A 20,381-nucleotide genomic window follows, 5' to 3' on the forward strand; every position below is an offset into this window, starting at 1 on the left:
CCCGTCTGCGCCGAGACCATTACACCCTACCCCGTATCGAAACACGGGCTCCATCTCGTCGCTTGCTCCTACGCGGACCGAACAGCCGTCGGACTGGGACGCGTACTGCCCGATTCCAGTGACGGCTCTCCGGTCTCCTCGTATGTGGTTGTTCGATTGATCGATCGTTTCCATCTCCGATTGCTGTTACAAGTCGACTGATGGGTATAAATGTGGTGCTCAGATAGTGTGAAGACCCTCGATAGGCGCTGTAACACCAGCTATCTTTCTCGTGGCGGCCACCTCCTCAGGAGCCTTCGGTCCCGCTCGAGAGCAGTCTCTCGACCCCACTGCCGACTTCGTGTTGACTATTGGTGTTCTCTATAGCAATATAGAGTTCACATTCCTCCACTGGCCGAAATCAGCAGAAAAACCCGACGTGAACAGCTTCAGTCCGGTCACAGCAGGCATCCCGTGGCCGCCACTCGAGGGCGCAGCCGAAAGACGAAACTGTTGTTCGAAAACTCGGGTCGACGGCGCGATTAGTCGACGGGTTGTGGGACTCGAGCAAGAGTTCGACCTCCCTTCGCTGTACCAGTGTCGACGATCAGGGCCGTGCTCGATTGCGCCGTTTTTGGCTCTACGTCGGGATTGTGTCGCAGTGGACACTCGCTCGGCGAACATTCACGTCGTGGGAACCAGGTTCGTCGAACACGGACAGATCTCGAGACTCCGTTGCGGCGTTTCGGAGCTGAACTCGAGCAGACTGGGTCACAGCTGTCGATGGACCTCGTAATCGAGCCCGATCAACCGACGATCGGAGTGGATTGCTCGAGGAATCGGACTGGAGGTCGGCTAATATATACCGTCGATAAATCCCTGCGCGCGCACGTGTCTCCGGACGTCCATACTGTGTGCCATCGGGCCGGGGCCAGTCGAAAAACGCTGGTATCGGTTCGCCGGACGACGGCGAAACCCTTGTTTCACCGGTTTCAGCGCCGTTCGCTGGTGTTTTGCTGTCGGATACCTACGCGTCTGAGATATTCTTCGTCGATTACAGAGAACCCATACTCGCTGTTCGAACCCCCGGGGTTCGCTCCGGCGAAAGCCGGTCCTCGGGTGCGGACTCGATGGTGAAACTGGATTTGGCCCGCTTCGAGTGACTCGTTCCTGAACTGGTTATCGGTGTTCGATTTCGGCATTGGTCTCGAGGCCGGTGCCCGGCCGTCCCGTTTGCCACTCGAGAATCCCCCTCGAAATCGATCGATAGCGCCCGTCGGCAGTTATTTTCGGCCTGTTCTCCGTAGTAAACTCTCGCGTTTTCCATCTCGTAAATCCTATACTGCGATATAGAATTGCGGTCGCTCGAGACGATCCCCGTCATCGGGTTTCTTACCGCTGGCCGCGCTACCGACGTCTATGGAGGAAATTTCGCTGGGTGTTCCACAACCACTACTGGATCGACTGCCGGCCGACGACGAAGTCGCCGCGGCGGACATGCAAGACGCCGTCGCTGGCTGGGAACGGAAACTCAACGAAGCAATCCGGGAAGCCGACGACGAGCAGGAAGCGGCCGGACGCGTACTCGAGGCGATCGACCGGTTCGAAGAACGGTACGAGACCTACGACGAACTGGTGCCGGAGCTACGCGCGTGGGGGCAGTCGCCGATCTACGCGATCACGTGGCGGACGCTGTACGCGGACGTCATCGCACAGCTGTACGAACACGAGGAACTGGTCGATCACCTCGAGCGCGAACGGAACCGACGAATCGTCGCGGACGGGATTCGGCTGCAGGACCTGTAGTTACTCGAGGGAGTCGACCAGCCGAGAAAGCGTCTCGAGGTCGTACTGTCCCGGCGCGGTCGCCTTCTCTGGGTCGACGGGTGCGTAGCCGATTTTCGAACCGTAGACGGGTGCGACGGCGCGAGTGTGGCTGCCTGCTTCACCCATCGCCATCGTCGCGACGGTCTTCCCGTCGGCCGTAAGTCGGTGGGTAACCGACAGCAGGGCGAGCGTCTCCTCGCGGCTGTGGGCCGTCACCGCGAGTTTACCCACGTCCGCGTGCTCGCAGGCGTCGGCAAGCGTCTCGAGCATCTCCGATTCCGTGGGCGTCCCTTCGAAGTCGTGTGCCGAGGCGACGATCGAGACGTCTCGTTCGCGGGCCGTCTTCAGGACGGCTTCGGCGTCACCGTCGCGGATGGCGGCGAGTTCGACGTCGACCGCTTCGACGGCCTCGAACCGGGTCGCTTCCGTCAGTTCCTCGAGTCGTCCCTCGTCGCTCGCCTCGCCGCCTTCCCACTCCGCACGGTTCGTCGCCAGAATCGGAAGGTCGCCGTCGTACGCTTCGAGTGCGGCCAGTGGCTCCTCGGCGAGGTCCATCCGGAACTCGATGGCGTCGGCGTGGTCGCGAGCGGCTGACGCTTCGCCGAGGTCTGCAGTCGAGGCGGTCAGGACGAACGAGTCGAAGTTCATACTCTCAAGAGAAGACGAACGGCGAAAAACGATGTCGTTCTATGCCATTCCGAGCGTCTCCTCGGCCTCGAGGAGTTCGTGGTAGCGGTTGCGGATCGTGACTTCGGAGATGTCCGCGACGTCGGAGACGGCAGCCTGGGTGGTCTTCTCGTTGGTCAGGAGTGCGGCGGCGTAGACGGCGGCGGCCGCGAGGCCGACCGGCGACTTGCCGGAGTGGACGCCCTTCTCCTTGGCGTTCTGCAGGAGCGCGCGGGCGCGGTGTTCGGCCTCGTCCGAGAGGTCGAGTCCGGAGGCAAAGCGGGGAACGTAGCTCTCGGGGTCGGCTGGCTGGACCTCGAGTCCCAGTTCTCGCACCACGTATCGATAGGTGCGAGCGATCTCGTTTTTCTCGACGCGGGAAACGTCGGCGATCTCGTCGAGCGAGCGGGGGACGCCAGCCTGTCGTGCAGCAGCGTAGACACAAGAAGTCGAGACGCCCTCGATAGAGCGGCCGGGCAGCAGGTCTTCGTCGAGTGCGCGTCGGTAGATGACCGAGGCGGTCTCGCGGACGTTGTTCGGCAGGCCGAGCGCGGAGGCCATGCGGTCGATCTCGCCGAGTGCCTGCTTCAGGTTGCGTTCCTTCGAGTCGCGGGTGCGAAAGCGCTCGTTCCACTTGCGCAGGCGCTGCATCTTCTCGCGCTGACGCGAGCCAAGCGAGTTGCCGTAGGCGTCCTTGTTGCGCCAGTCGATGTTCGTCGAGAGCCCCTTGTCGTGCATCGTGTTCGTGGTCGGGGCACCGACGCGGGACTTCTCGTTTTTCTCGGCGGCGTCGAAGGCACGCCACTCGGGGCCGCGGTCGACAGAGTCCTCCTCGACGACGAGACCACAGTCCTCACAGACGGTTTCGCCGTGTTCGTCGTCGACGACGAGGTTTCCCGCACACTCGGGGCAGGCCAGGTCGCTCGATTCGCTTTCGGTCGTCTCTTCAGTCGTTTCGTCTTCGTTACGCCGTACTCTCGTGTTCGATCGTGTGTTGGTCATACGATGGCAAGTGCTGTCCGGACGAACGGATCGCAAAAGCCCGGACGGAGTCGTTACCTACTGCGTTCAGAGGGCCAGTACATAACGGTTTCGGAATCTCGGCCTTACAAACCTCGAAAACCGGTAATTCGTCCGGTTTGCTATTATCGATCAAAACATTCAAGCGGAGGAAGGGTTCGCATACCAAAACGGAGTTCCCAAAACCACACCGTTCTAACCGCCCGTATGCACGTCGCAGTCGGGAGTACGAACCCGGTCAAGATCGAAGCCGTCGAACGAACGCTCGAGCGGTTCGATCCAGACGTCGAGGCTGTCGGGGTCGATTCGGGCGTCGCCGAACAGCCGTGGTCGATCGAGGAAACCGTAACTGGTGCCGAGAACCGTGCCAGGCGCTCGCTCGGGGCGACCGACGCGGCGTACGGCGTCGGACTCGAGGGCGGGGTCACCCGGTTCGACGACGCGCCAGGACTCTTCTTGATCATGTGGGGTGCGGTCACCGACGGCCAGCGACTCGAGCGTGGGTCCGGGCCGGCACTACGCCTTCCCGACGACGTAGCCTGCCGACTCGAGGACGGCGCGGAACTCGGGCCGGTGATGGACGACGTTCTCGGAACCGACGGTATCGCGGAGTCCGAGGGCGCAGCAGGGGTACTCACGGACGGAATGACCGACCGCACGCGTGCGCTCGGTGAAGCTGTCGCGTCCGCGTTCGGCCCCTTCGTCTCGAGTTACTACGACTGACCTCCTCCCACGACTGAAGTCGTGGGGTTCCCGTCACGGACGGGGGTCCCACAAGTTGGGGAGGTTCGCAAGTCCGTTCGAGTGCTCGAACGACTTGCGTTCTGGGTCGGGTCAGTACGACCCCCGGTCGAGATAGCGGGCTTCATCTACCCCGTATGGGTGCGTATCCTTACCTCGACCTCGGCACGTGGTAGTATTGTATGGCGTCTGATTAAATCTTATTCACTTCATTCCGCGAGTAAACTCGTGGGCTTTCACGCTGTTACTGTGTAATTCGGCGGTAGAAACGCGCTATTAGCCGGCGAAACGATATCTTGTCGTGATAGTCACCGATTCGAACTCGTTAACCGGCCGTACCAAGACGTCGTTTCGATAGCCGTATCCTGTGATTACTCTCAGAGAAAACCGCAGTACTGCGGCGGGTTAACCACGCGTACCAAACCCCCTAAGGGCGTTCCGATCATCTGGACGAGTATGAGCAGTGCAATGGCCCCCGACCTCACGAGTAAACAGCAGCAGATACTCCAGTATCTCCGGGAGAACGCTGCCACGAAGACCTACTTCAAGTCCCGACTCATCGCCCAGGAACTCGGGATGACGCCGAAAGAGGTCGGTTCGAACATCACCGCTCTCCAGGACGACAACTACGACGTCGAGATCGAAAAGTGGGGATACTCCTCGAGCACTACCTGGAAAGTGAGCGTCTGACTCTTCTAGACGATCGATTCGAGCGCCGACAGCGACGATAGTTCGTACGTAGGCTGATGGTCGGTAGCGTCGGCTCCGTCTCCGGCGTCGACCAGCGCCGAATCGATTCCCATCGCGTTCGCTCCCGCAATGTCGGCGTACGGTGAGTCACCGACGTGGATCGTATCGGCGGGTTCGACGCCGAGTTTCCCGAGTGCGTACTCGAAGGGTTCGGCGTTCGGCTTCGGATAAATACCCGCGCTTGGCTCCGTGAACACGCGAACGTCGAAGGCGTCCTCGATGCCGAGTGCCTGGAGTTTCCGGCTCTGGGTCTTCCGGCCGCCGTTGGTGATGAGTCCGACGCGACCACGGTCGCGGGCGTACTCGAGCGCAGCCGCTGCGCCAGGCCGGAACGCCACGGCCGTCGGATCGCGGAGTTCGAGATACGCGGTCGTGAGCGAGGATACGGCCGACTCTCGAATCGTCCGATCTGTCCCGGCGCGGTCTGCAACCTCCCGGAACAACAGTTCGTGGAACTCCCGTTCCGTTTCGGCGACCGGCAGCGACGGCAGAACGGCACGGAGATCCACGGGCGTACAGAACTGCTCGACTCCGGCCCGATCGAACGCCGACTCGAGTAACGCCGTGGCGTCCTGAGTCGGCTCACAGAGGGTTCGATCGAGGTCGAAACAGATCGCGTCGTAGGCGGCCATCTGCTCCGTCCTACGAGCGTGAGTGTTCTGAAGGTTTCGCCGTGTGAGACGCTGCCACCAACCGCTGGTTTCCGCGACTGTCGACGGATACCGCCGGAAGTTATCTTCGTTGACACCAGTGGTGGGGTATGGACGTCGTCAAACGAGTTCACGTCGTCCCGGTCGGCTACGAGTTCGACCGGATCCTCGAGCCGATTCGGGACCAGCGGGCCGACCTCGTCTACCTCCTCGAGCACGAACCGGACGTGAAAGCCGCAACTGGGCGGACGGAGTCGAATCCTCCCGCGGAGTATCACGACGAACTGCGCGCCGAACTCGAGTCGATCGTCCCGGACGTACGCAGCCGCTCCTGTGATCTCGGTGACGTCTACGACGTTCTCGGCGACGTGACGACCATCGCCTCGAACCACGCCGCCGACAGCGTCTACGTCAACGTCTCGAGCGCGGGGACGATCGCCGCGATCGGTGCGACGATCGCGTGTATGGACGTCTCGACGGACGCACACGCCTACTACGTCGAGCCGTCGACGTACGCTCACGACGGAACGACCGAGCCGGCGTCGTCCGGCGTCGAGACGACCGAACCGATCCCGACGTATCCGATCGAGTCGCCGACGCGCGACCAGGTCGCGATCATGGAATTCCTCCGCGAACCGTCGGCGTGGGACGGGTACGACGACGCCCGAACGTCGCCGCCGAAGAAGAAAGACCTCATCGAGTACGCCAGGGATCGTGGCCTCTCTTTCATGGCCGATCGCCGACCGCCGGAGAATCGCGCCAGCGAGGATAAGGGAGCGTTTCGCGTCCTCGATACGCACGTCCTCGATCCGCTCGCCGAAGATGGATACGTGACCATCGAGTCGGTCGGTCGCCGCCGTGTCGTCGAACTGACCGAGCAGGGTGAAAACGCCTATCGAGCGTTCAAACACAAACTCAGCGATGACCGGATGGATGGGGAGGGCCGAAGCTAACAGGGCACTCGAGGCCGTTCTCACCGCTCGTCTTCGACCAGCGCGTACAGCGTCGTTCCCAGCCGTGCGAGCTCGAGGTCTCCCTCGAGTCGCTCGACGTGGGCGCGAAGCGCCGTCTCGTCGAATTCTGGGTCGGCGACGTCCTCGCAGTGGATGGAGCGGCCGTCCGCGCGGGCGAGCAGATCCGGCGCGGCGGCGGCGAGATACGAGCCGGGTAGCTCCGGCGTTTCCCGGCCCGCCTCGAGTGCAGCGAGGATTTCGCGGGCGACGACGAGGCGGCGACGGATCGACCGGACGTCGTCCGGATCCGCCGGCGGGGAGATGGTTTCTGTCAGCAGCGACTCCGCACCGGTGAGACGGTCACGATCGACATCGGCGACCGCTTCGATCTGCTGGAAGCCGACCGTCGACGTTTCGGTGCGGCGGCTCGCGAGCCGGACGGCGGCCAGGACGGTCGCGGCTCGTCCGTACTGACTGATCGCCGGGTCGCCTGCGTATTCGAGGGCAGCCCGGGCGACGTCCGTCGTGGACTCGACTCCGAGGCGTCGAGCAGCGGCTTCGATCGTTAGTCTGTCACGTCCACGCGTAATGGTCTCCGTCTCGGAGTGGCAGCGAGCCATAATAATGGATACGGCCGGACGGGTATTACGTACTTCTGAGAAAGTATCGATACTACCACTACTATCGTTACCTTCGTCGCCGGCCGCTCGGTCCTGCCCGATCCGCCACGTTCAAGCCGATTCCCTTCGAGCGTCGATGTATGACTCGATCTGTCTGGATCAAGGCCGACGGTACCGTCGGCGACTGGGAGGACCGCCGGGCGCGGATCACCGCCGCGCTCGAGGCGGGTGTAGACTGGGTACTGGTCGACGAAACCGACGTCGGACGCGTCCGTGAACTCGGCGACATCAACGTCGCTGCGTTCCGAACCGGTGGGGACATGACGCTGGTCGACGACGCGGAAGCGGACGACGATGGAGCGTCGGGACCGGAACCCGACGCCGTCGTCGTCGGTAAGGACGGCGAGGGCGACGGGACGATCGATCTCCCCGAGGATCTGTCGGGTTCGGCGGACCTCTCGACGCTCCGTCGCGACGACGACCTGGAGCGGGGCGCCTACGTTCGTATCCTCGACAAGGAGTACGAGGCCTTCGCCGAAACTGCCGCCGAGGAAGCCGATCACACCATCGTTATCGGCGACGACTGGACGATTATCCCGCTCGAGAACCTGATCGCACGCATCGGCGAGGAGACGAACCTCGTCGCGGGCGTCACGAGCGCCGAGGAAGCGAAGACCGCCTTCGAGACGCTCGAGATCGGCAGCGACTCCGTCTTGCTCGATTCGGACGACCCCGACGAAATCCGCAAGACCGTCGAGGTCCGCGACGAGGCCGAACGCGAGACCCTCGAACTCGAGTACGCCGAGGTGCTCGACGTCGAACGCGTCGGCAGCGCCGATCGGGTCTGTATCGACACCGGCAACCTGCTCGAGCACGACGAGGGGATGCTCGTCGGTTCGATGGCTCGCGGACTCGTCTTCGTCCACGCCGAGACCGCCGAGTCGCCGTACGTCGCCTCGCGCCCTTTCAGAGTCAACGCCGGAGCAGTCCACGCCTACGTCCGGACGCCCGACGGCGGCACGAAGTACCTCTCGGAACTGCAAAGCGGCGACGAGGTGCAGGTCGTCGACACCGACGGCAACACTCGCGAGGCGATCGTCGGCCGCGTCAAGATCGAGAAGCGACCGATGTTCCGCATTGCACTCGAGACCGAGGACGGCGACCGCGTCGAGACGCTGCTGCAGAACGCCGAGACGATCAAGGTCGCGACCTCGGCGGGACGAACGGCTGTCACCGACCTCGAGGCCGGCGACGAACTCCTGCTGTACTACGAGGATACGGCCCGTCACTTCGGTGAGGCCGTCGAGGAGAGTATTATCGAGAAATAGGCAATTGTTTCTTCTTCCTGTCTGCTCGATATTGGTTATTGTTACCGTATAGCAGAACCACGCCGTTCGATCAGATATTGCGCTTCGACCAGTCAGTTAGCGATTGTGGTATACGATCGAACACTGATTTACGAGTAATATGGAATATTGTCGGTAATTTAGGCTGATTACAGACAAAATCTATTGCTTTTCATGTGGTATGTTCTCGTGGAACAATGAGCGTCCCGAAAGAGCAGGTACGGCAGTTCGAGGTACCAGAGTTCGCGGTCACCCTGCGAAACGCGGGTCTCGCCGGTGCGGGCGGAGCCGGATTCCCATCCTACGCCAAGTGGGAACACCTCGAGTCGGTCGACTCGCTGCTGGTCAACCACCAGGAGAGCGAGCCCAACTACTACATGGACAAGTGGCTTGGCCGGGAGCGGACCGAGGAACTGGCGGCGCTGTTCGACGGACTGCTCGAGTCGGCGTTCGACCGGGTCGTCGTCGCCGCCAAAGAGACCGACCGCGAGGAGTGGATCGAACCGCTCGAGGAGGCGACCGACGCGACGGTGTACGAACCCGCGGACCTCCCGGTCGACGAGGACGAGAGCGGGGTCGTCGTGGCCTACACCGACGACAGGTACGAGTACGGAATGGAAAGCGTCCTGATGCGACTCGTCGCCGGGGCCGTCGTGCAGGGCGAGGAGCTCCCAATGGATCACGGCTGGATCGTCCAGAACACCGAGACGCTCTGGAACGTCTTCCGGGCGCTCACCGCCGGCGAACCGATGACCCGGAAGTTCGTCCACGTCGACGGCCGCGTTCCCACCCACCGTTTCCTCGAGGTACCGGTCGGAACGTCGGCGACGGATCTCCTCGCAGCAGCGGGCCGAACGGATGGTCTCGACTCGAACGAGGTACTGCTGGACGGCGGGCCGGGCTGGTGTTTCGAGATCGACCGTTCGCCCGATCGGTTCGGTGTGCGCAAGCGAACGAACTGTCTGCTCGTGATGGAAGAATCCGTCGTCGAGGAGAACAAACTCGGTGGGGACCGCGTCAACGTCCTGGCACCGGCGGCCTGGAAGGAATCGGTTCACGAAACCGAGCCGACGGAGACGCTCGCGCCCGATTACGTCGAAGTGTCGCGGATCACGAACCCGGCGCTCGAGGGCATCGTGACACCGAGCGAGCCGATCGTCCGGTCGGGCGACGAGGTCGAAGCGGGCGAGATGATCGCACGACCAGCCGAGGGAATCAGCACCGCACAGCACGCGCCGATCGACGGAACGGTCGCCGACGTCGGCGACGAAACGATCCGTCTCGAGGCGACGGGAACGGAAGCGACGACGGAAATCGACGCGTATCGAATCTACTGGAGCTGGTGTGGCGACTGTGGGCGGTACCTCCCGGAGCCACAGCTCACGGCGGTCGACGCGAAGACGTTCGTCTGTGACCGCTGTCGGTGAGCCGAAGGAAAACGTAGAGTGGGTCGGACTACCGTCGACACGGCTCCAGGGCGCTCGACTGGCAGCGGACCCAGGCCGACGCGTTCCGACGGTCACAGATCACCAGCCCGTCTTCGTCCTCGTAACTCACGTACTGGTCGAACTCGACGCGGGGCTGTTCTCGAGGTCGATTGTCCTGTTCCGTTTTCATATAGCGTAAACCGCCGCCACGAGGCGACGTTCGTTCGGTTGGTGACAGCGAGCGAACGGGGAAAAGGGCTCCGTGAGAACAGTACTAGGGTGGTTATATTCCGGGGATCGAGTTCACAGGCCGCGTGATCGTCCGTGGTCAGTCCGGCCGCGTACTGACCGGCTCTTCCTGATCGTCGTCCTCGGCGGGCTCGAGTCGCGTCGTACACCAGTGACAGAACTCGAGGTCCTCGTCCAGTTCCTTGCCACACTCGGGGCAGGTCGGACCGTCGGTCGCGTCGGGGCCCTCCGGTGGGAATCCGAGGGCACGGAACGTCGCGTCGATCGCTGCAAAGAGAGCGACGAACATGAGGGCGAACTGCCCGATCGAATCGGTTCCCTCGGCGACGGTCTCTCCCATCTCGGTTATCGATTCCGCTGCAGTGACCTGTTCGGCAGGTGGGAGAAAGATTGCGACTGCAGAGAGATACAGGCCGGCGAAGACGAACGCTCGAAGCCAGTCCCGAATAAGCGCGTGGCCCGCTCCAGGAAAGAGAACCGAAAGCCCGCCGGCAGCGAGCGCGCGAAGCCATGTCATCGGTATCTACAACTATGAGAGAGCCAACGGGTTAACATTCCGATTCTGATCGAAGTCCAGTCTCACGGTCTCACCCCGACTGAACGGTCGATCGACAATAGCTGACCGACGATCGGGACCGAATCGTTTCGAGACCCATTTCGACGATTCTCACTCGGTGCGGTCTCGACATCGTCAGACGCCTGGCAGACGTACGTCAGAAAATGATCCCCCGGTCTTTTCTAGTGGTACGGTGGATCCCGAGTATGGAACGGGGACGATCACCCTCAGTGAGCATTACCGTCGTAGAGGAGATTGCCAGACGCGAAGGCGTCGACCCGGTGGACCTGACGCCACCGTTGCACGACGTCGTCGATACTGACGCCCTCGACGCGTTGTTTCACACCTCCGGTCTCGAGGACGCGAACGGGAATCCGACCCTCGAGTTTTCGTACCACGGCTACCGAATTTGCGTCGATGGACCCGAAGCGATCGACGTCACGCCTGACGATCGGCGATCTGGTGCTTTCGGTTCGGGCGACAGTTGAGGTTCGATCGGACTGACAGAAAACTGTCAACCTTTCTGGCTTGTGGCCTTTCAGTAAAAGTACACGAGCTCTCGAGTTACAATATGAATGGACATACGTTTCGTTCAACTGAATGGTCTGCGAGTTAATTATATATGCTCTCGATTCACAGGATGATTTAGCACCAAAACGGGCGACGGGAAGGCGTGCCGGAGGTGGTCTCACTTCCGGCATGCGGTGGTTGCACAGGATACTGGTACTCTTTCCGACCGTTCTGGGTGCATCCATACATATGTTCGAAACAGTAACGAAACGGTTGCACGGAAACGCGGACGAACGTGGTGTCTCACCCGTTATTGGAGTTATCCTCATGGTGGCGATTACCGTCATTCTGGCGGCTGTGATCGCGACGTTCGTCCTTGGCATCGGTGACGACATCCAGCAGGACCCACAGGCAGGCGTCTCCATAGATGACAGCGACTCGAGTGCCGTCGAAGTGTCGCTGACGTCGCTGGGGAACGCTGACGGTGTCGCTATCGTGGACGCTTCCGATGGTGGAGTTATTCCGGAGCCAGAGAGCGGCAACGCCGTCCTGAGTTCGACCGGAATGACGGCGACGGTTACGGATGAAAACGTAAGCTACAGCGTTGTGGCGTACATCGGTGACGATTCCGAACTCGGCGAGAGCGACGTCCCTGACGACGAACTCCGTTCGACGGCAGTGATCGACAGCTTCGAAGTCGAAGACTAGTTCCGCTTCTCGGGGGCACCGATATTTCGGTCGTTTTGGGCTCCCGCTCGAGCGCTCTCAGAAGTCCGTTAGCTTCGCTTCCGTCGACCCCTTCGCGTCGAGACCGAACTCCGAGAGGCCGACGAACTCGAGGCCGTTGTCCCGGAGCGCCCGCTTTACGCGCTCGGAGGCGGAGGGCGCGACGAGCATCCCGCGAACGTCGTCGTTGGTCTCTTCATACAGCGAAACGTACCGCTGTAGCTGATCGAAGTGGTTCAGCGTCGCCTGAATGCGTTTGACCTCGACGACGACGGGAGTACCGTCGCCGTCGACGGCGTAGAAGTCGATGAACCCATACTTCGTCTCGCGCTCGTGCTCCACGATCCGGAGCCCTTCCTCGAGGACATCGGGATTCTCGGCGATGTACTCGTGCATCTCGGCTTCGGTACCCGACTCCTCGTAGGTCGCGCCGTCGGTGGCGTCGAACCGAGTGAGGCCGTAACACTCGTGGATACGGGCCTCCACGCGCTCGGTCGGATTACTGCGTCGAGCGAGCAGTACTGCTTCGCCCTCACTGACGCGCGCGGAGACGCTGCCCCCACCCGGCATCCAGTTTACGGGCTTGTGGCCGGTCGGCTGGTGGACCAGAAAGGTACCGTCCGGCTTGGCGACGAGAATCCGCTCGCCAGGGCCGAGATAGCCGCTGGTTCGCCCCTCGTACTCCACTTCACACTCGGCTTCGACCGTCAACATCGCGCCGTTCCGGAACGCAGTCTTCGCCGCCTCGACAAACGCATCCGGATCCGGCGACTCGAGTTGCTCGAGGACCATTCGTGAAAGCGGTGGCTCACCACGAGAGCAAAAATGTATTCGTTCGTGATCGTCGGCCGGTCAACTTGTGAACTCACGCGTCGAGTCCCTCTACTCGGTAGCGAAGTCAGGGCTAGCGTCGTTCGAATACGGGACAACGGTCGCTCTCGCTTTGCTCGGCCGCTGCAACTTCCCTGCTCAAATCGTTATGGCTGCGTCGACTCCCGAACTCGAGTTGCCCTGCGATGCGCCGCTCGGTGGTGTATAGTGTGGGGAGAATAGGCCGGCGCAGATGTCGAACAGATGCGAGACGGTCGCGCTCACTGCGTTCGCGCGCTGCGACTCGCGTGTTCGAATCTGCTTGAATTCATTTCCCCGCATCGCAGACCGCTCGCTATCGCTCGCGAGTATTGCGATGCGGGAAAAGTGGGCCGGCGCAGATTCGAACTGCGGTTACGGCCACCCGAAGGCCGAAGGATACCAAGCTACCCCACCGGCCCGCAGTCGAATCATGAGCGTCGGGCAGTTTAACGCTTCCGAAAGACGTCATTGCTCGAGAAGCGATAGCGTTCCCTCGAGCGATTAGAACCGTTCGTACCCGTCGGTGTCCAGGAAGTGATGACCGATTGTCACTGCCTGATCCGCGTGTAGTAGTTCGGGTCCGAGACGAATCCGTCGGTCGACGACGGCCTCGAGCACGGCCGTTTCCTCGTCGGTGAAGTCCTGGTGGTCCGAGAGGACGAATACGGGATCGGTCTCGAGGAGTTCGTCGGCTTCGAGAACTGAATCACCGTTTTCGTGTAGTTGAACGATCGTTCCCTCGAGTTCCTCGAGCGTGGCCTCGAAGCCGCGACGGTACACTTCGATCCCCGGGCTGGGTTCGGCAGGTAGTGCGCCGATGGCTTCGTCGCGGTGCTCGAGTGCTTTCCGGACGAGTGCGGCGGTGCTGCGTTCGTCGGGGTTGAGTCGCCGGAGGTTGCTCCCGTCGAACGTGATCGTGAGTTCGTCCTGTACGATCAGGTGGACGCGAACGTCCTCGCGGATGCCGTGGGAGGTGACGAACGCGGCCGTAATCGACCGACAGAGTGCGTCGAGACGGCCGGCACCGCTCGCGAGGTCGTCCAGCGAGAAGTCGGGTTCGGTCGGGATTTCGTGCCCGATGAGTACGAACTGGCGCATACGGGCGAAACGGCGACGAGGGGGATAGCCGCCACGGTTTGGCTTCGTTATCCCTGGGCCCGCGACTCTCGTGTCACGTACTCGAGCGTTCGGCGAGCGTACTCGAGGCCGGGAGCGCCGTCGCGATACCAGACGATCGCTGCGAGGACGAACAGTCCAAGCTGGAACCATTCGTACGGCCCCATCGCGTAGTAGTGCAGGACGGCGTCGAGGATGCCACCGACCGGCTCCTCTTCGGGGGCGGCGACGAACGGCCACAGGAGGAACTCGGTTCCCGAGAGATCACCGGTCAGGGCCGAGGGCGGGATATCCGCCGAGAGATGCGACAGGTGACCGATGACGAAGGCGATACCGACGTCACGTCGCTCGAGTCGAGCCGCGAGCAGGTAGACGGTGGGGACGAGGATCGCGGCGAACAAAAGCGAGTGGCCGAGCGTTCGACCGCCCGGGAGGACGCTGACGGTCCAGGCGAGGGGCTTGTCGACCAGGTCGGGAAACTGCGAGCCGACGGCGAGTGCGATCGCCGGGGCTGCAAGCGGCGGTCGGTCGAATCGGCGGTGCGTGTAGGCGGTGTACAGCAGGTAGCCGACGGCGAGATGTCCCCAGGGCCACATCCGGCGAACGTTCCTCGCTCGGCGAAATAGGTGCTTCGACTCGCCGCGGCGGGTCGAGTCCTCCCTGGGTTGCATACCCAGGGACAAGGCTTCCCCGTCGGCCCGTATGGGATAGTTGCATGGCGAAGTCAGACCCTTCACGGGGTTCGGAAACGGAGGCAGAGGCGGATACACGGAATCCGACCGAGGGAAAACGACGGCTCCTCTCGGCGCTCGAGGGGCAGACGTGTCCGTCCTGTGACGACGACGGGACGCTCGAGCGAGGCCGATACAAGGGAAATAGAGCGGTCGTCTGTGACGCCTGCGATACGCCGCGAGTGCAGGTGTGGAACCCGTCTTTCTGACCAGCGACCTCCCCTCGCTATGGGGTTCCCGACCGCGAGTGCGGGTAGTCGTGTCCGACGACGAGCGCGACGACGTGCAAGACGACCAGCCCCAGGAAGATCGAAAAGCGGGTCATCGAGTCGATCCCGGTCGCGAATACGGGAAGATAGGCCAGCGGTAACAGCGTTCCGATCCAGAAGCCAGCGGCCGTGACGGTACTTCCGAGGTGCATAGTCATTGCCTATCGCATCGACTCGAGGTCGACGAACGAGTGCTCCTGAGCGACGATCCAGCAATTCATCAGTTCTTCCTCGGATGCTTCTCGCGGAAAGACGGCGCATTCGTCCGGTGCGTCGTCGTTCTCGACAGTGACGTGATCGAGTTCGAGCGTGCAGTCGTCGGGAGAGCCGTCAGCGGGACCCGTATCGATTTCGTTTCCGTGTGACATTGGCAGACCGGCGTATCGGTTTCGCCGAGCGTGGCTACCCCAGTATGGGGTATAGTTATCGACGATCTACTCGAGAAAACGGAACGGTAGCGTCCGTCTCGTCCCGGCTTCTGATCGTTTAATTCGGCGAAAAAGAACACAATTAGTGCTGACGTGTACGATATCGCTACTCGAGCGTTCGACGGCGTTACGCCTGATCGTCGATTCTATAAGGAGCGATTACGAGCGACGCCGATCGGTTTGGCTGTCACTACCGCAGTTCACTCGAGGGCCGAGACGATCATCGTTCACCGAGCGTCAGTTCCTCGTGGGTCTCGCTGCCGTTTCGCCAGAGCCGGAGGTCGATCGTCTGACCGGGACTCGTCTCGAGGGCGAGAAACGCCGAGAGGGCGTGTCGGTCCGGGATCGGCTGGCCGTCCATCTCGAGGATGACGTCGCCGCCGACGGGGATCGGTTCGCCGCTTCGCTGGACGGTCCTGTCGCTGCCCTGCAGGACGCCGTCGGCCGCCTCGCCGGAGACGACGTCGGTGACGATCACGCCGGTCGCCCGCTCGAGGTCGTTCTCCTCGGCGATGATCCGGTCGACGGAGGCGAGTCCGATCCCCATGAAGGAGTGGCGGTACTCGCCGTTTTCGATGAGCGATGGGACGACGCGACGGGTCAGCGCCGCCGAGATCGCGAACCCGATGTTATCGCCGCCCGTGGCGTTGACGACGCCGACGACGTTTCCGTCGAGGTCGACGAGCGGACCGCCGCTGTTGCCGGGGTTGACGGCGGCGTCGGTCTGGACGACGTTCGGGAGCGAGAACTGTCGTCCGGGCGGATCGACCGTCCGATTGACGCCGCTGACGATACCCTCCGTGAGCGTTCCCTCGAGGCCGTAGGGATTGCCGACTGCCACTACCTGCTGGCCGACGACGGGGAACTCCTCCGCCAGCGCGAGCGGCGTCGCTTCGTCGGGGACGTGATCGACTTCGAGAACGGCCAGGTCGCTGTAGCGGTCGCTGCCGACGAGGCGTGTGTTCGTCCAGTCGCCGTTGATGTACTGGAGGTCGGCCTCCTCGCCGCCGGCGACGACGTGGTCGTTCGTGACGACGTGGCTGTCGTCGACGAGAAAACCCGATCCCTGGCCGCGGCCTTCGTCGCCGGTAGCTGGATCGTCCACGCCCAGGACGCGGATCATCGTCACTGAATCGATGACGGCCTCGTAGACGTCGGTAAAGGCCGATCCGTCGGCGAGGTTGTCTCGATCGATCTCGTGGGTCGAACCGCCCTCGATCGGCTGTCCGCTACGGGGTTCGGCACAGCCGGCGGCTGCACCGACGAGGCCGGCACTCGCGGCTGCGAGAAAGCGCCGCCGATCGAGTCGCGAGTCGTTCATGCTCGACGGCTAGGACTCCACGTATTTCAAGCTCTGGAAACAATGAATCGGGGTTGAAGGGCTGGTGTCTGGCGATTTTCACCGCGTCGAACGCCGGTGCCAGTCGTCCCGGCGACAGCCGAAGGGAAAACGTGTTACCCGCGGCCCCCCGATTCCCGGGATATGATCACGGAAGACGCCCGCGCGCTGCTCGAGACGGGAGCCGTCTGTGACTCCTGTCTCGGTCGGCCGTTCGCCGACCGGAGTTTCGGACTCACCAACGTCGAACGCGGCCGGGCGCTTCGAACGACGGTTGCGATGGAAGACGACGAGGACTTCGAGCCGACCGACCCGGCGGACTGCTGGGTCTGTGAGGGCTACTGTGGGACGTTCGACGCCATCGCGGACGCGATCGTCGACGCTCTCGAGGGAACGGAGTTCGGTACCTACCAGGTCGGGACCCAGGTTCCGCCGCTGGTCGAGGAGAACGAACGGCTCTTCCGCGAGGACGCGGGGCTCGAACCCGATGTCGGCGAGTCGGTCAAACGCGAAGTGAACCGCGAGGTCGGCCGGCGCGTCGGATCGAAGACCGGCGCAGAGGTCGACTTCGACCGACCGGACGTGCTCGCGGTCGTCGACCTCGAGGGGTTCGACCCGCTCGAGGCGCTCGCGGACGGTACGGTCACGGGTCACGCGGTCGACGTGCAGGTCAACCCCGCGTTCGTCTACGGTCGCTACCGCAAACTCGAGCGCGACATTCCCCAGACGGAGTGGCCGTGCCGGGAGTGTGGCGGTAGCGGCGTCCAGCTGGGCGACGACGGCGAGGAGCCCTGTGACTACTGTGGCGGGTCGGGTTACATGTACGACACGAGCGTCGAACAGACCGTCCGCCCGCACGTCGTCGAGGCGATGGACGGCGACGAGGGAACCTTCCACGGCGCAGGACGCGAGGACGTCGACGCCCGGATGCTCGAGGGCGGACGGCCGTTCGTCCTCGAGGTGAAACGACCCCGGAAGCGCGACCCTGATCCGGCCACACTCGAGCGGGAGATCAACGAGGCCGCCGACGGCGTCGCGGTCGAGGGCCTGCGGCTGGCGAGCTACGAGATGGTCGAACGCGTCAAGGAACACGACGCGAGCAAGTACTACCGTGCGGACGTGGAGTTCGGCGATCCGATCGACGAAGCGGACTTCGAGGCAGCGATCGAGGAACTCGACGGCGCGACGCTCGCACAGGAGACGCCCGAGCGGGTCGACCACCGGCGAGCGAGTCTCACCCGCGAACGGACGGTCTACGACCTCGAGGGCGAACTCCGCTCTCCCACTGAAGCTGAAGTCCGACTCCACGGCGAGGGCGGTCTCTACGTCAAGGAGTTCGTCAGTAGCGACGGCGGCCGAACGAAGCCAAGTCTCGCTGGCGTGCTCGAGACCGAGGCCGTGGTGACGGCGCTCGACGTGACCGGCGTCGAGGGAGAAGACGAGCCGTTCGAACTCGAGGAGTACTTCGTGGACGAACCGCGCGACGACGCCTGATTCGGGCTTACTCCGTCGACGACAACTTCTCTCGGGCCGGATCGTGCGTCTCGTACCACTCGAGTATCTGCTCGAGCCGGTGGATCGCCCGGTCCGGATCGCCGACGTCGTGGTTCTCGTCGGGATAGACGACGAGTTTCGCGTCGACGTCCTGCTTGCGCGCCGCGACGTAGAACTGTTCGGACTGCGAGGGCGGACAGCGCCAGTCCTCGCCGCCGGCCATCACGAGCAGCGGCGTTTCGATTTCGTCGGCCTCGAGGATCGCGGAGGCGTCGTCGTACGTTTCGGGGTTCTCCCAGGGGAACCCGAAGTCCGCTTCCGTCCAGTTGTGCGAGTCGCTGGTGCCGAACTCCGAGCGGAGATCGTAGATCCCGTGTTCGGGTGCGGCGGCGGTAAACAGGTCGGTCTGGGTGACGAGATATCCCTGCGCGATTCCGCCGTAGGAGAAGCCGTGCCCGAAGACGCGGTCGGGATCGACCCACCCGCGGTCGACGAGCGCCTCGACGCCGGCGACGATGTCCTCGACCTCGGCCGTTCCCCATCGGCCTTTCAGTACCTCGGCGAACTCCCGGCCCCGCGAGGTGCCGCCGCGGTAGTTCGGCCGGAAGACGACGTAGCCACGGCTCGTCAGCGCCGCGTGGTCGAACCGGAACTCGGGTTCGTCGTACGACATCGGGCCGCCGTGGATCGCCACCACGAGCGGGTGCGGGCCGTCCTCGAGGTCGACGGCCGGATCGTGGTAGACGACGCCATCGAGCGTCCAGCCATCGGATTCCCACTCGACGCGACGCACTGCAGGCATCGGGTACGAGTCGATCAGGTCGGCGTTGACCTCGGAGAGTCGGCACAGTGACGCCGGTGGGTCGTCGGCCGCGAGGTCCTCGGTCGCGACCGCGTGGACGTCGAGCCCGTCACCTGGGTGCGAAAACAGGAGCGACGCCGTCTCCTCGTCGTCGGCGACGTCGAACCCCAGGATCGCGCGGTCGTCGCCCTGTGCCTCGAAGACGCGCTCGACGGTTCCGTCGAGGTCTGCGCGGACGACCCTGGTCCGGCCCTCGTCGCCCACGAGGGTGTAGGCGGCGTCGCCGACCCACTCGATGGTTCCCCAGAAGGCGACCGTTCGATCGAGGTCGGCCGTCAACGACCGCGCTTCCTCGCCGTCGTGATAGTAGACTTCCGTGGGGCGACACCAGTTCTCCGGGTCGCGGGCGAGAAACCCGAGCGTTCCGTCCTCGCGCCACGATGGTCCCGAACACTGCCAGTCACCGTCGGTCAGCCGCTCCAGGTCGGCACCGTCCGGCGCGATCGTGTAGACGTCCCGGACCAGCGTATCGTCGGGGCGCTCGAGCCGGCAGGAGGTGAACGCGATCCGGTCGGTCGGCCCCCAGCGCGGTTCCATCCCCGCAAGATCCTGGAACGCACCGCCGCCATAGGCGTCGTCGAGGCGCTCCGTCTCGCCCGAGTCGTAGTCCACGACGAACAGGTAGGTCGTCACCTCGTCCGTCCAGCCGGCGCCGTCGACCTTGTGCTGGAGTCGCGTCGTCTCGATCGGGCCGCCCTCGCGCACTTGCTCGAGGTACGTTTGCTCGTCCTCGGTCGGGTCTCTCGACGCAATCACCAACCGGTCGCCGTCCGGACTCCAGTCGAACGCCGAGACGCCCTCCTCGCGGTCGGTCACCTGCCGGGCGTCGCCGCCGCGCTCGAGGTCGAACGCCCAGACCTGCGGTTTCGGCTCCTCGTCGTTGCCGTTCTCGCCGTCACTGTCGTCGTCCGAATCGTCTTGCTCGCTTCGGCCGACGCGCCGTTGCACGTCAATCTCTCTCGCCGCGAGGAAGGCGAGTCGGTCTCCCGAGGGGCTCCAGGCCGGACTCGAGGCACCGTCGACGGTGGTCAGCCGGTGTGGTTCGCGGGAACCATCCGCGGGCACGACGAACAGGGAGGTGACGGCTTCCTCGGCCGCTTCGTCGTACTCCGTCGCCACGAACGCGATTCGATCGCCGTCCGGCGAGATCGTGAGTTCGGTGATGCGGGTGAGATCGTAGAACGCATCCAGGGGCAGCGAGTCCTCTGCAGTCATGACCGGTTCGTTTCAACGCAGCAGCATATACGTTTGGGTGTCGAGAGTCACAACC

The 20,381-nt window shown here is 63.2% G+C and carries 23 protein-coding genes and 1 tRNA gene; 10 read left to right on the forward strand and 14 right to left on the reverse strand.

The window, feature by feature from the left end; genetic code table 11:
* Positions 1-1,398 precede the first annotated feature (1,398 nt).
* Positions 1,399-1,785: a DUF7971 family protein gene (locus tag BLR35_RS01815; RefSeq protein WP_090376480.1), complete on the forward strand. Its 387-nt coding sequence runs from the start codon at positions 1,399-1,401 to the stop codon at positions 1,783-1,785.
* On the opposite strand, the gene BLR35_RS01820 is transcribed toward BLR35_RS01815, so the two are convergent.
* Positions 1,786-2,454, reverse strand: a complete 669-nt coding sequence (locus BLR35_RS01820; protein ID WP_090376483.1) for a type I 3-dehydroquinate dehydratase — start codon at positions 2,452-2,454, stop codon at positions 1,786-1,788.
* 39 nt (positions 2,455-2,493) lie between these two features.
* Complete coding sequence (locus BLR35_RS01825; RefSeq protein WP_090376486.1) at positions 2,494-3,474, reverse strand: transcription initiation factor IIB; 981 nt, start codon at positions 3,472-3,474, stop codon at positions 2,494-2,496.
* Positions 3,475-3,699: 225 nt separating this feature from the next.
* Between BLR35_RS01825 and yjjX the strand changes: the two genes are divergently transcribed.
* Positions 3,700-4,215 (forward strand): inosine/xanthosine triphosphatase, encoded by a 516-nt coding sequence (yjjX, locus tag BLR35_RS01830; RefSeq protein ID WP_090376489.1) that lies wholly within the window; start codon positions 3,700-3,702, stop codon positions 4,213-4,215.
* Between the two features lie 474 nt (positions 4,216-4,689).
* Positions 4,690-4,923 (forward strand): DUF7123 family protein, encoded by a 234-nt coding sequence (locus BLR35_RS01835; RefSeq protein ID WP_170830943.1) that lies wholly within the window; start codon positions 4,690-4,692, stop codon positions 4,921-4,923.
* A gap of 5 nt (positions 4,924-4,928) precedes the next feature.
* Here BLR35_RS01835 and BLR35_RS01840 read toward each other — a convergent pair whose 3' ends face one another.
* Positions 4,929-5,615 carry an HAD family hydrolase gene (locus BLR35_RS01840; RefSeq protein WP_090376495.1) on the reverse strand — a complete coding sequence of 229 codons (687 nt, stop codon included), beginning with the start codon at positions 5,613-5,615 and terminating at the stop codon, positions 4,929-4,931.
* A gap of 128 nt (positions 5,616-5,743) precedes the next feature.
* On the opposite strand from BLR35_RS01840, the gene BLR35_RS01845 reads away from it, so the two are divergent.
* A complete protein-coding gene (locus BLR35_RS01845; protein WP_090376498.1) occupies positions 5,744-6,586 on the forward strand; it encodes an HFX_2341 family transcriptional regulator domain-containing protein in 843 nt (280 codons plus the stop codon).
* 20 nt (positions 6,587-6,606) lie between these two features.
* Here the strand turns inward: BLR35_RS01845 and BLR35_RS01850 are convergent, their stop codons facing one another.
* Positions 6,607-7,206, reverse strand: a complete 600-nt coding sequence (locus tag BLR35_RS01850) for a hypothetical protein (protein WP_090376500.1) — start codon at positions 7,204-7,206, stop codon at positions 6,607-6,609.
* A gap of 140 nt (positions 7,207-7,346) precedes the next feature.
* On the opposite strand from BLR35_RS01850, the gene BLR35_RS01855 reads away from it, so the two are divergent.
* The gene (locus tag BLR35_RS01855) at positions 7,347-8,534 is read left to right on the forward strand and encodes a 3-dehydroquinate synthase II (RefSeq protein WP_090376503.1); all 1,188 of its coding nucleotides are present in this window, start codon (positions 7,347-7,349) and stop codon (positions 8,532-8,534) included.
* Positions 8,535-8,749: 215 nt separating this feature from the next.
* On the forward strand, positions 8,750-9,979 hold the full coding sequence (locus BLR35_RS01860) for an NADH dehydrogenase subunit (protein ID WP_090376506.1): 1,230 nt from the start codon (positions 8,750-8,752) through the stop codon (positions 9,977-9,979).
* Between the two features lie 28 nt (positions 9,980-10,007).
* On the opposite strand, the gene BLR35_RS20500 is transcribed toward BLR35_RS01860, so the two are convergent.
* Both BLR35_RS20500 and BLR35_RS01865 read right to left on the reverse strand, forming a co-directional pair.
* Positions 10,008-10,169, reverse strand: a complete 162-nt coding sequence (locus BLR35_RS20500; RefSeq protein WP_170830944.1) for a DUF7331 family protein — start codon at positions 10,167-10,169, stop codon at positions 10,008-10,010.
* Between the two features lie 138 nt (positions 10,170-10,307).
* The gene (locus BLR35_RS01865) at positions 10,308-10,745 is read right to left on the reverse strand and encodes a zinc ribbon domain-containing protein (RefSeq protein WP_090376509.1); all 438 of its coding nucleotides are present in this window, start codon (positions 10,743-10,745) and stop codon (positions 10,308-10,310) included.
* A 269-nt stretch (positions 10,746-11,014) separates the two neighbouring features.
* Between BLR35_RS01865 and BLR35_RS01870 the strand changes: the two genes are divergently transcribed.
* Together BLR35_RS01870 and BLR35_RS01875 are read left to right on the forward strand one after the other, a co-directional pair.
* The gene (locus tag BLR35_RS01870; RefSeq protein ID WP_342027625.1) at positions 11,015-11,272 is read left to right on the forward strand and encodes a HalOD1 output domain-containing protein; all 258 of its coding nucleotides are present in this window, start codon (positions 11,015-11,017) and stop codon (positions 11,270-11,272) included.
* A 271-nt stretch (positions 11,273-11,543) separates the two neighbouring features.
* Entirely contained in the window at positions 11,544-12,002 is a 459-nt protein-coding gene (locus BLR35_RS01875) for a type IV pilin domain-containing protein (protein WP_090376516.1), read from the forward strand.
* A 57-nt stretch (positions 12,003-12,059) separates the two neighbouring features.
* Here BLR35_RS01875 and nucS read toward each other — a convergent pair whose 3' ends face one another.
* The 4 genes from nucS to BLR35_RS01895 form a co-directional block, all read right to left on the reverse strand.
* Complete coding sequence (gene nucS, locus BLR35_RS01880; RefSeq protein ID WP_090376519.1) at positions 12,060-12,812, reverse strand: endonuclease NucS; 753 nt, start codon at positions 12,810-12,812, stop codon at positions 12,060-12,062.
* Positions 12,813-13,218: 406 nt separating this feature from the next.
* Positions 13,219-13,291: transfer RNA gene (locus BLR35_RS01885), tRNA-Pro, on the reverse strand.
* 82 nt (positions 13,292-13,373) lie between these two features.
* The gene (trmY, locus tag BLR35_RS01890) at positions 13,374-13,970 is read right to left on the reverse strand and encodes a tRNA (pseudouridine(54)-N(1))-methyltransferase TrmY (protein WP_090376522.1); all 597 of its coding nucleotides are present in this window, start codon (positions 13,968-13,970) and stop codon (positions 13,374-13,376) included.
* Positions 13,971-14,017: 47 nt separating this feature from the next.
* A complete protein-coding gene (locus BLR35_RS01895; protein WP_090376525.1) occupies positions 14,018-14,584 on the reverse strand; it encodes a metal-dependent hydrolase in 567 nt (188 codons plus the stop codon).
* A gap of 119 nt (positions 14,585-14,703) precedes the next feature.
* On the opposite strand from BLR35_RS01895, the gene BLR35_RS01900 reads away from it, so the two are divergent.
* On the forward strand, positions 14,704-14,928 hold the full coding sequence (locus BLR35_RS01900; RefSeq protein WP_090376528.1) for an HVO_A0556 family zinc finger protein: 225 nt from the start codon (positions 14,704-14,706) through the stop codon (positions 14,926-14,928).
* Between the two features lie 17 nt (positions 14,929-14,945).
* On the opposite strand, the gene BLR35_RS01905 is transcribed toward BLR35_RS01900, so the two are convergent.
* From BLR35_RS01905 to BLR35_RS01915, 3 genes are all read right to left on the reverse strand, one after another.
* Positions 14,946-15,140 carry a DUF8028 family protein gene (locus BLR35_RS01905; RefSeq protein ID WP_090376531.1) on the reverse strand — a complete coding sequence of 65 codons (195 nt, stop codon included), beginning with the start codon at positions 15,138-15,140 and terminating at the stop codon, positions 14,946-14,948.
* A gap of 9 nt (positions 15,141-15,149) precedes the next feature.
* Positions 15,150-15,356 (reverse strand): DUF7511 domain-containing protein, encoded by a 207-nt coding sequence (locus tag BLR35_RS01910; protein ID WP_090376534.1) that lies wholly within the window; start codon positions 15,354-15,356, stop codon positions 15,150-15,152.
* Between the two features lie 280 nt (positions 15,357-15,636).
* Complete coding sequence (locus BLR35_RS01915) at positions 15,637-16,737, reverse strand: S1C family serine protease (RefSeq protein ID WP_090376537.1); 1,101 nt, start codon at positions 16,735-16,737, stop codon at positions 15,637-15,639.
* A gap of 162 nt (positions 16,738-16,899) precedes the next feature.
* Between BLR35_RS01915 and BLR35_RS01920 the strand changes: the two genes are divergently transcribed.
* Entirely contained in the window at positions 16,900-18,249 is a 1,350-nt protein-coding gene (locus BLR35_RS01920) for a tRNA pseudouridine(54/55) synthase Pus10 (RefSeq protein ID WP_090376540.1), read from the forward strand.
* 7 nt (positions 18,250-18,256) lie between these two features.
* Here BLR35_RS01920 and BLR35_RS01925 read toward each other — a convergent pair whose 3' ends face one another.
* On the reverse strand, positions 18,257-20,326 hold the full coding sequence (locus tag BLR35_RS01925) for a S9 family peptidase (RefSeq protein WP_090376544.1): 2,070 nt from the start codon (positions 20,324-20,326) through the stop codon (positions 18,257-18,259).
* Positions 20,327-20,381: the final 55 nt, after the last annotated feature.

Source organism: Natronobacterium texcoconense, assembly GCF_900104065.1.
In the GTDB taxonomy this organism is placed as follows: Archaea; Halobacteriota; Halobacteria; order Halobacteriales; family Natrialbaceae; genus Natronobacterium; species Natronobacterium texcoconense.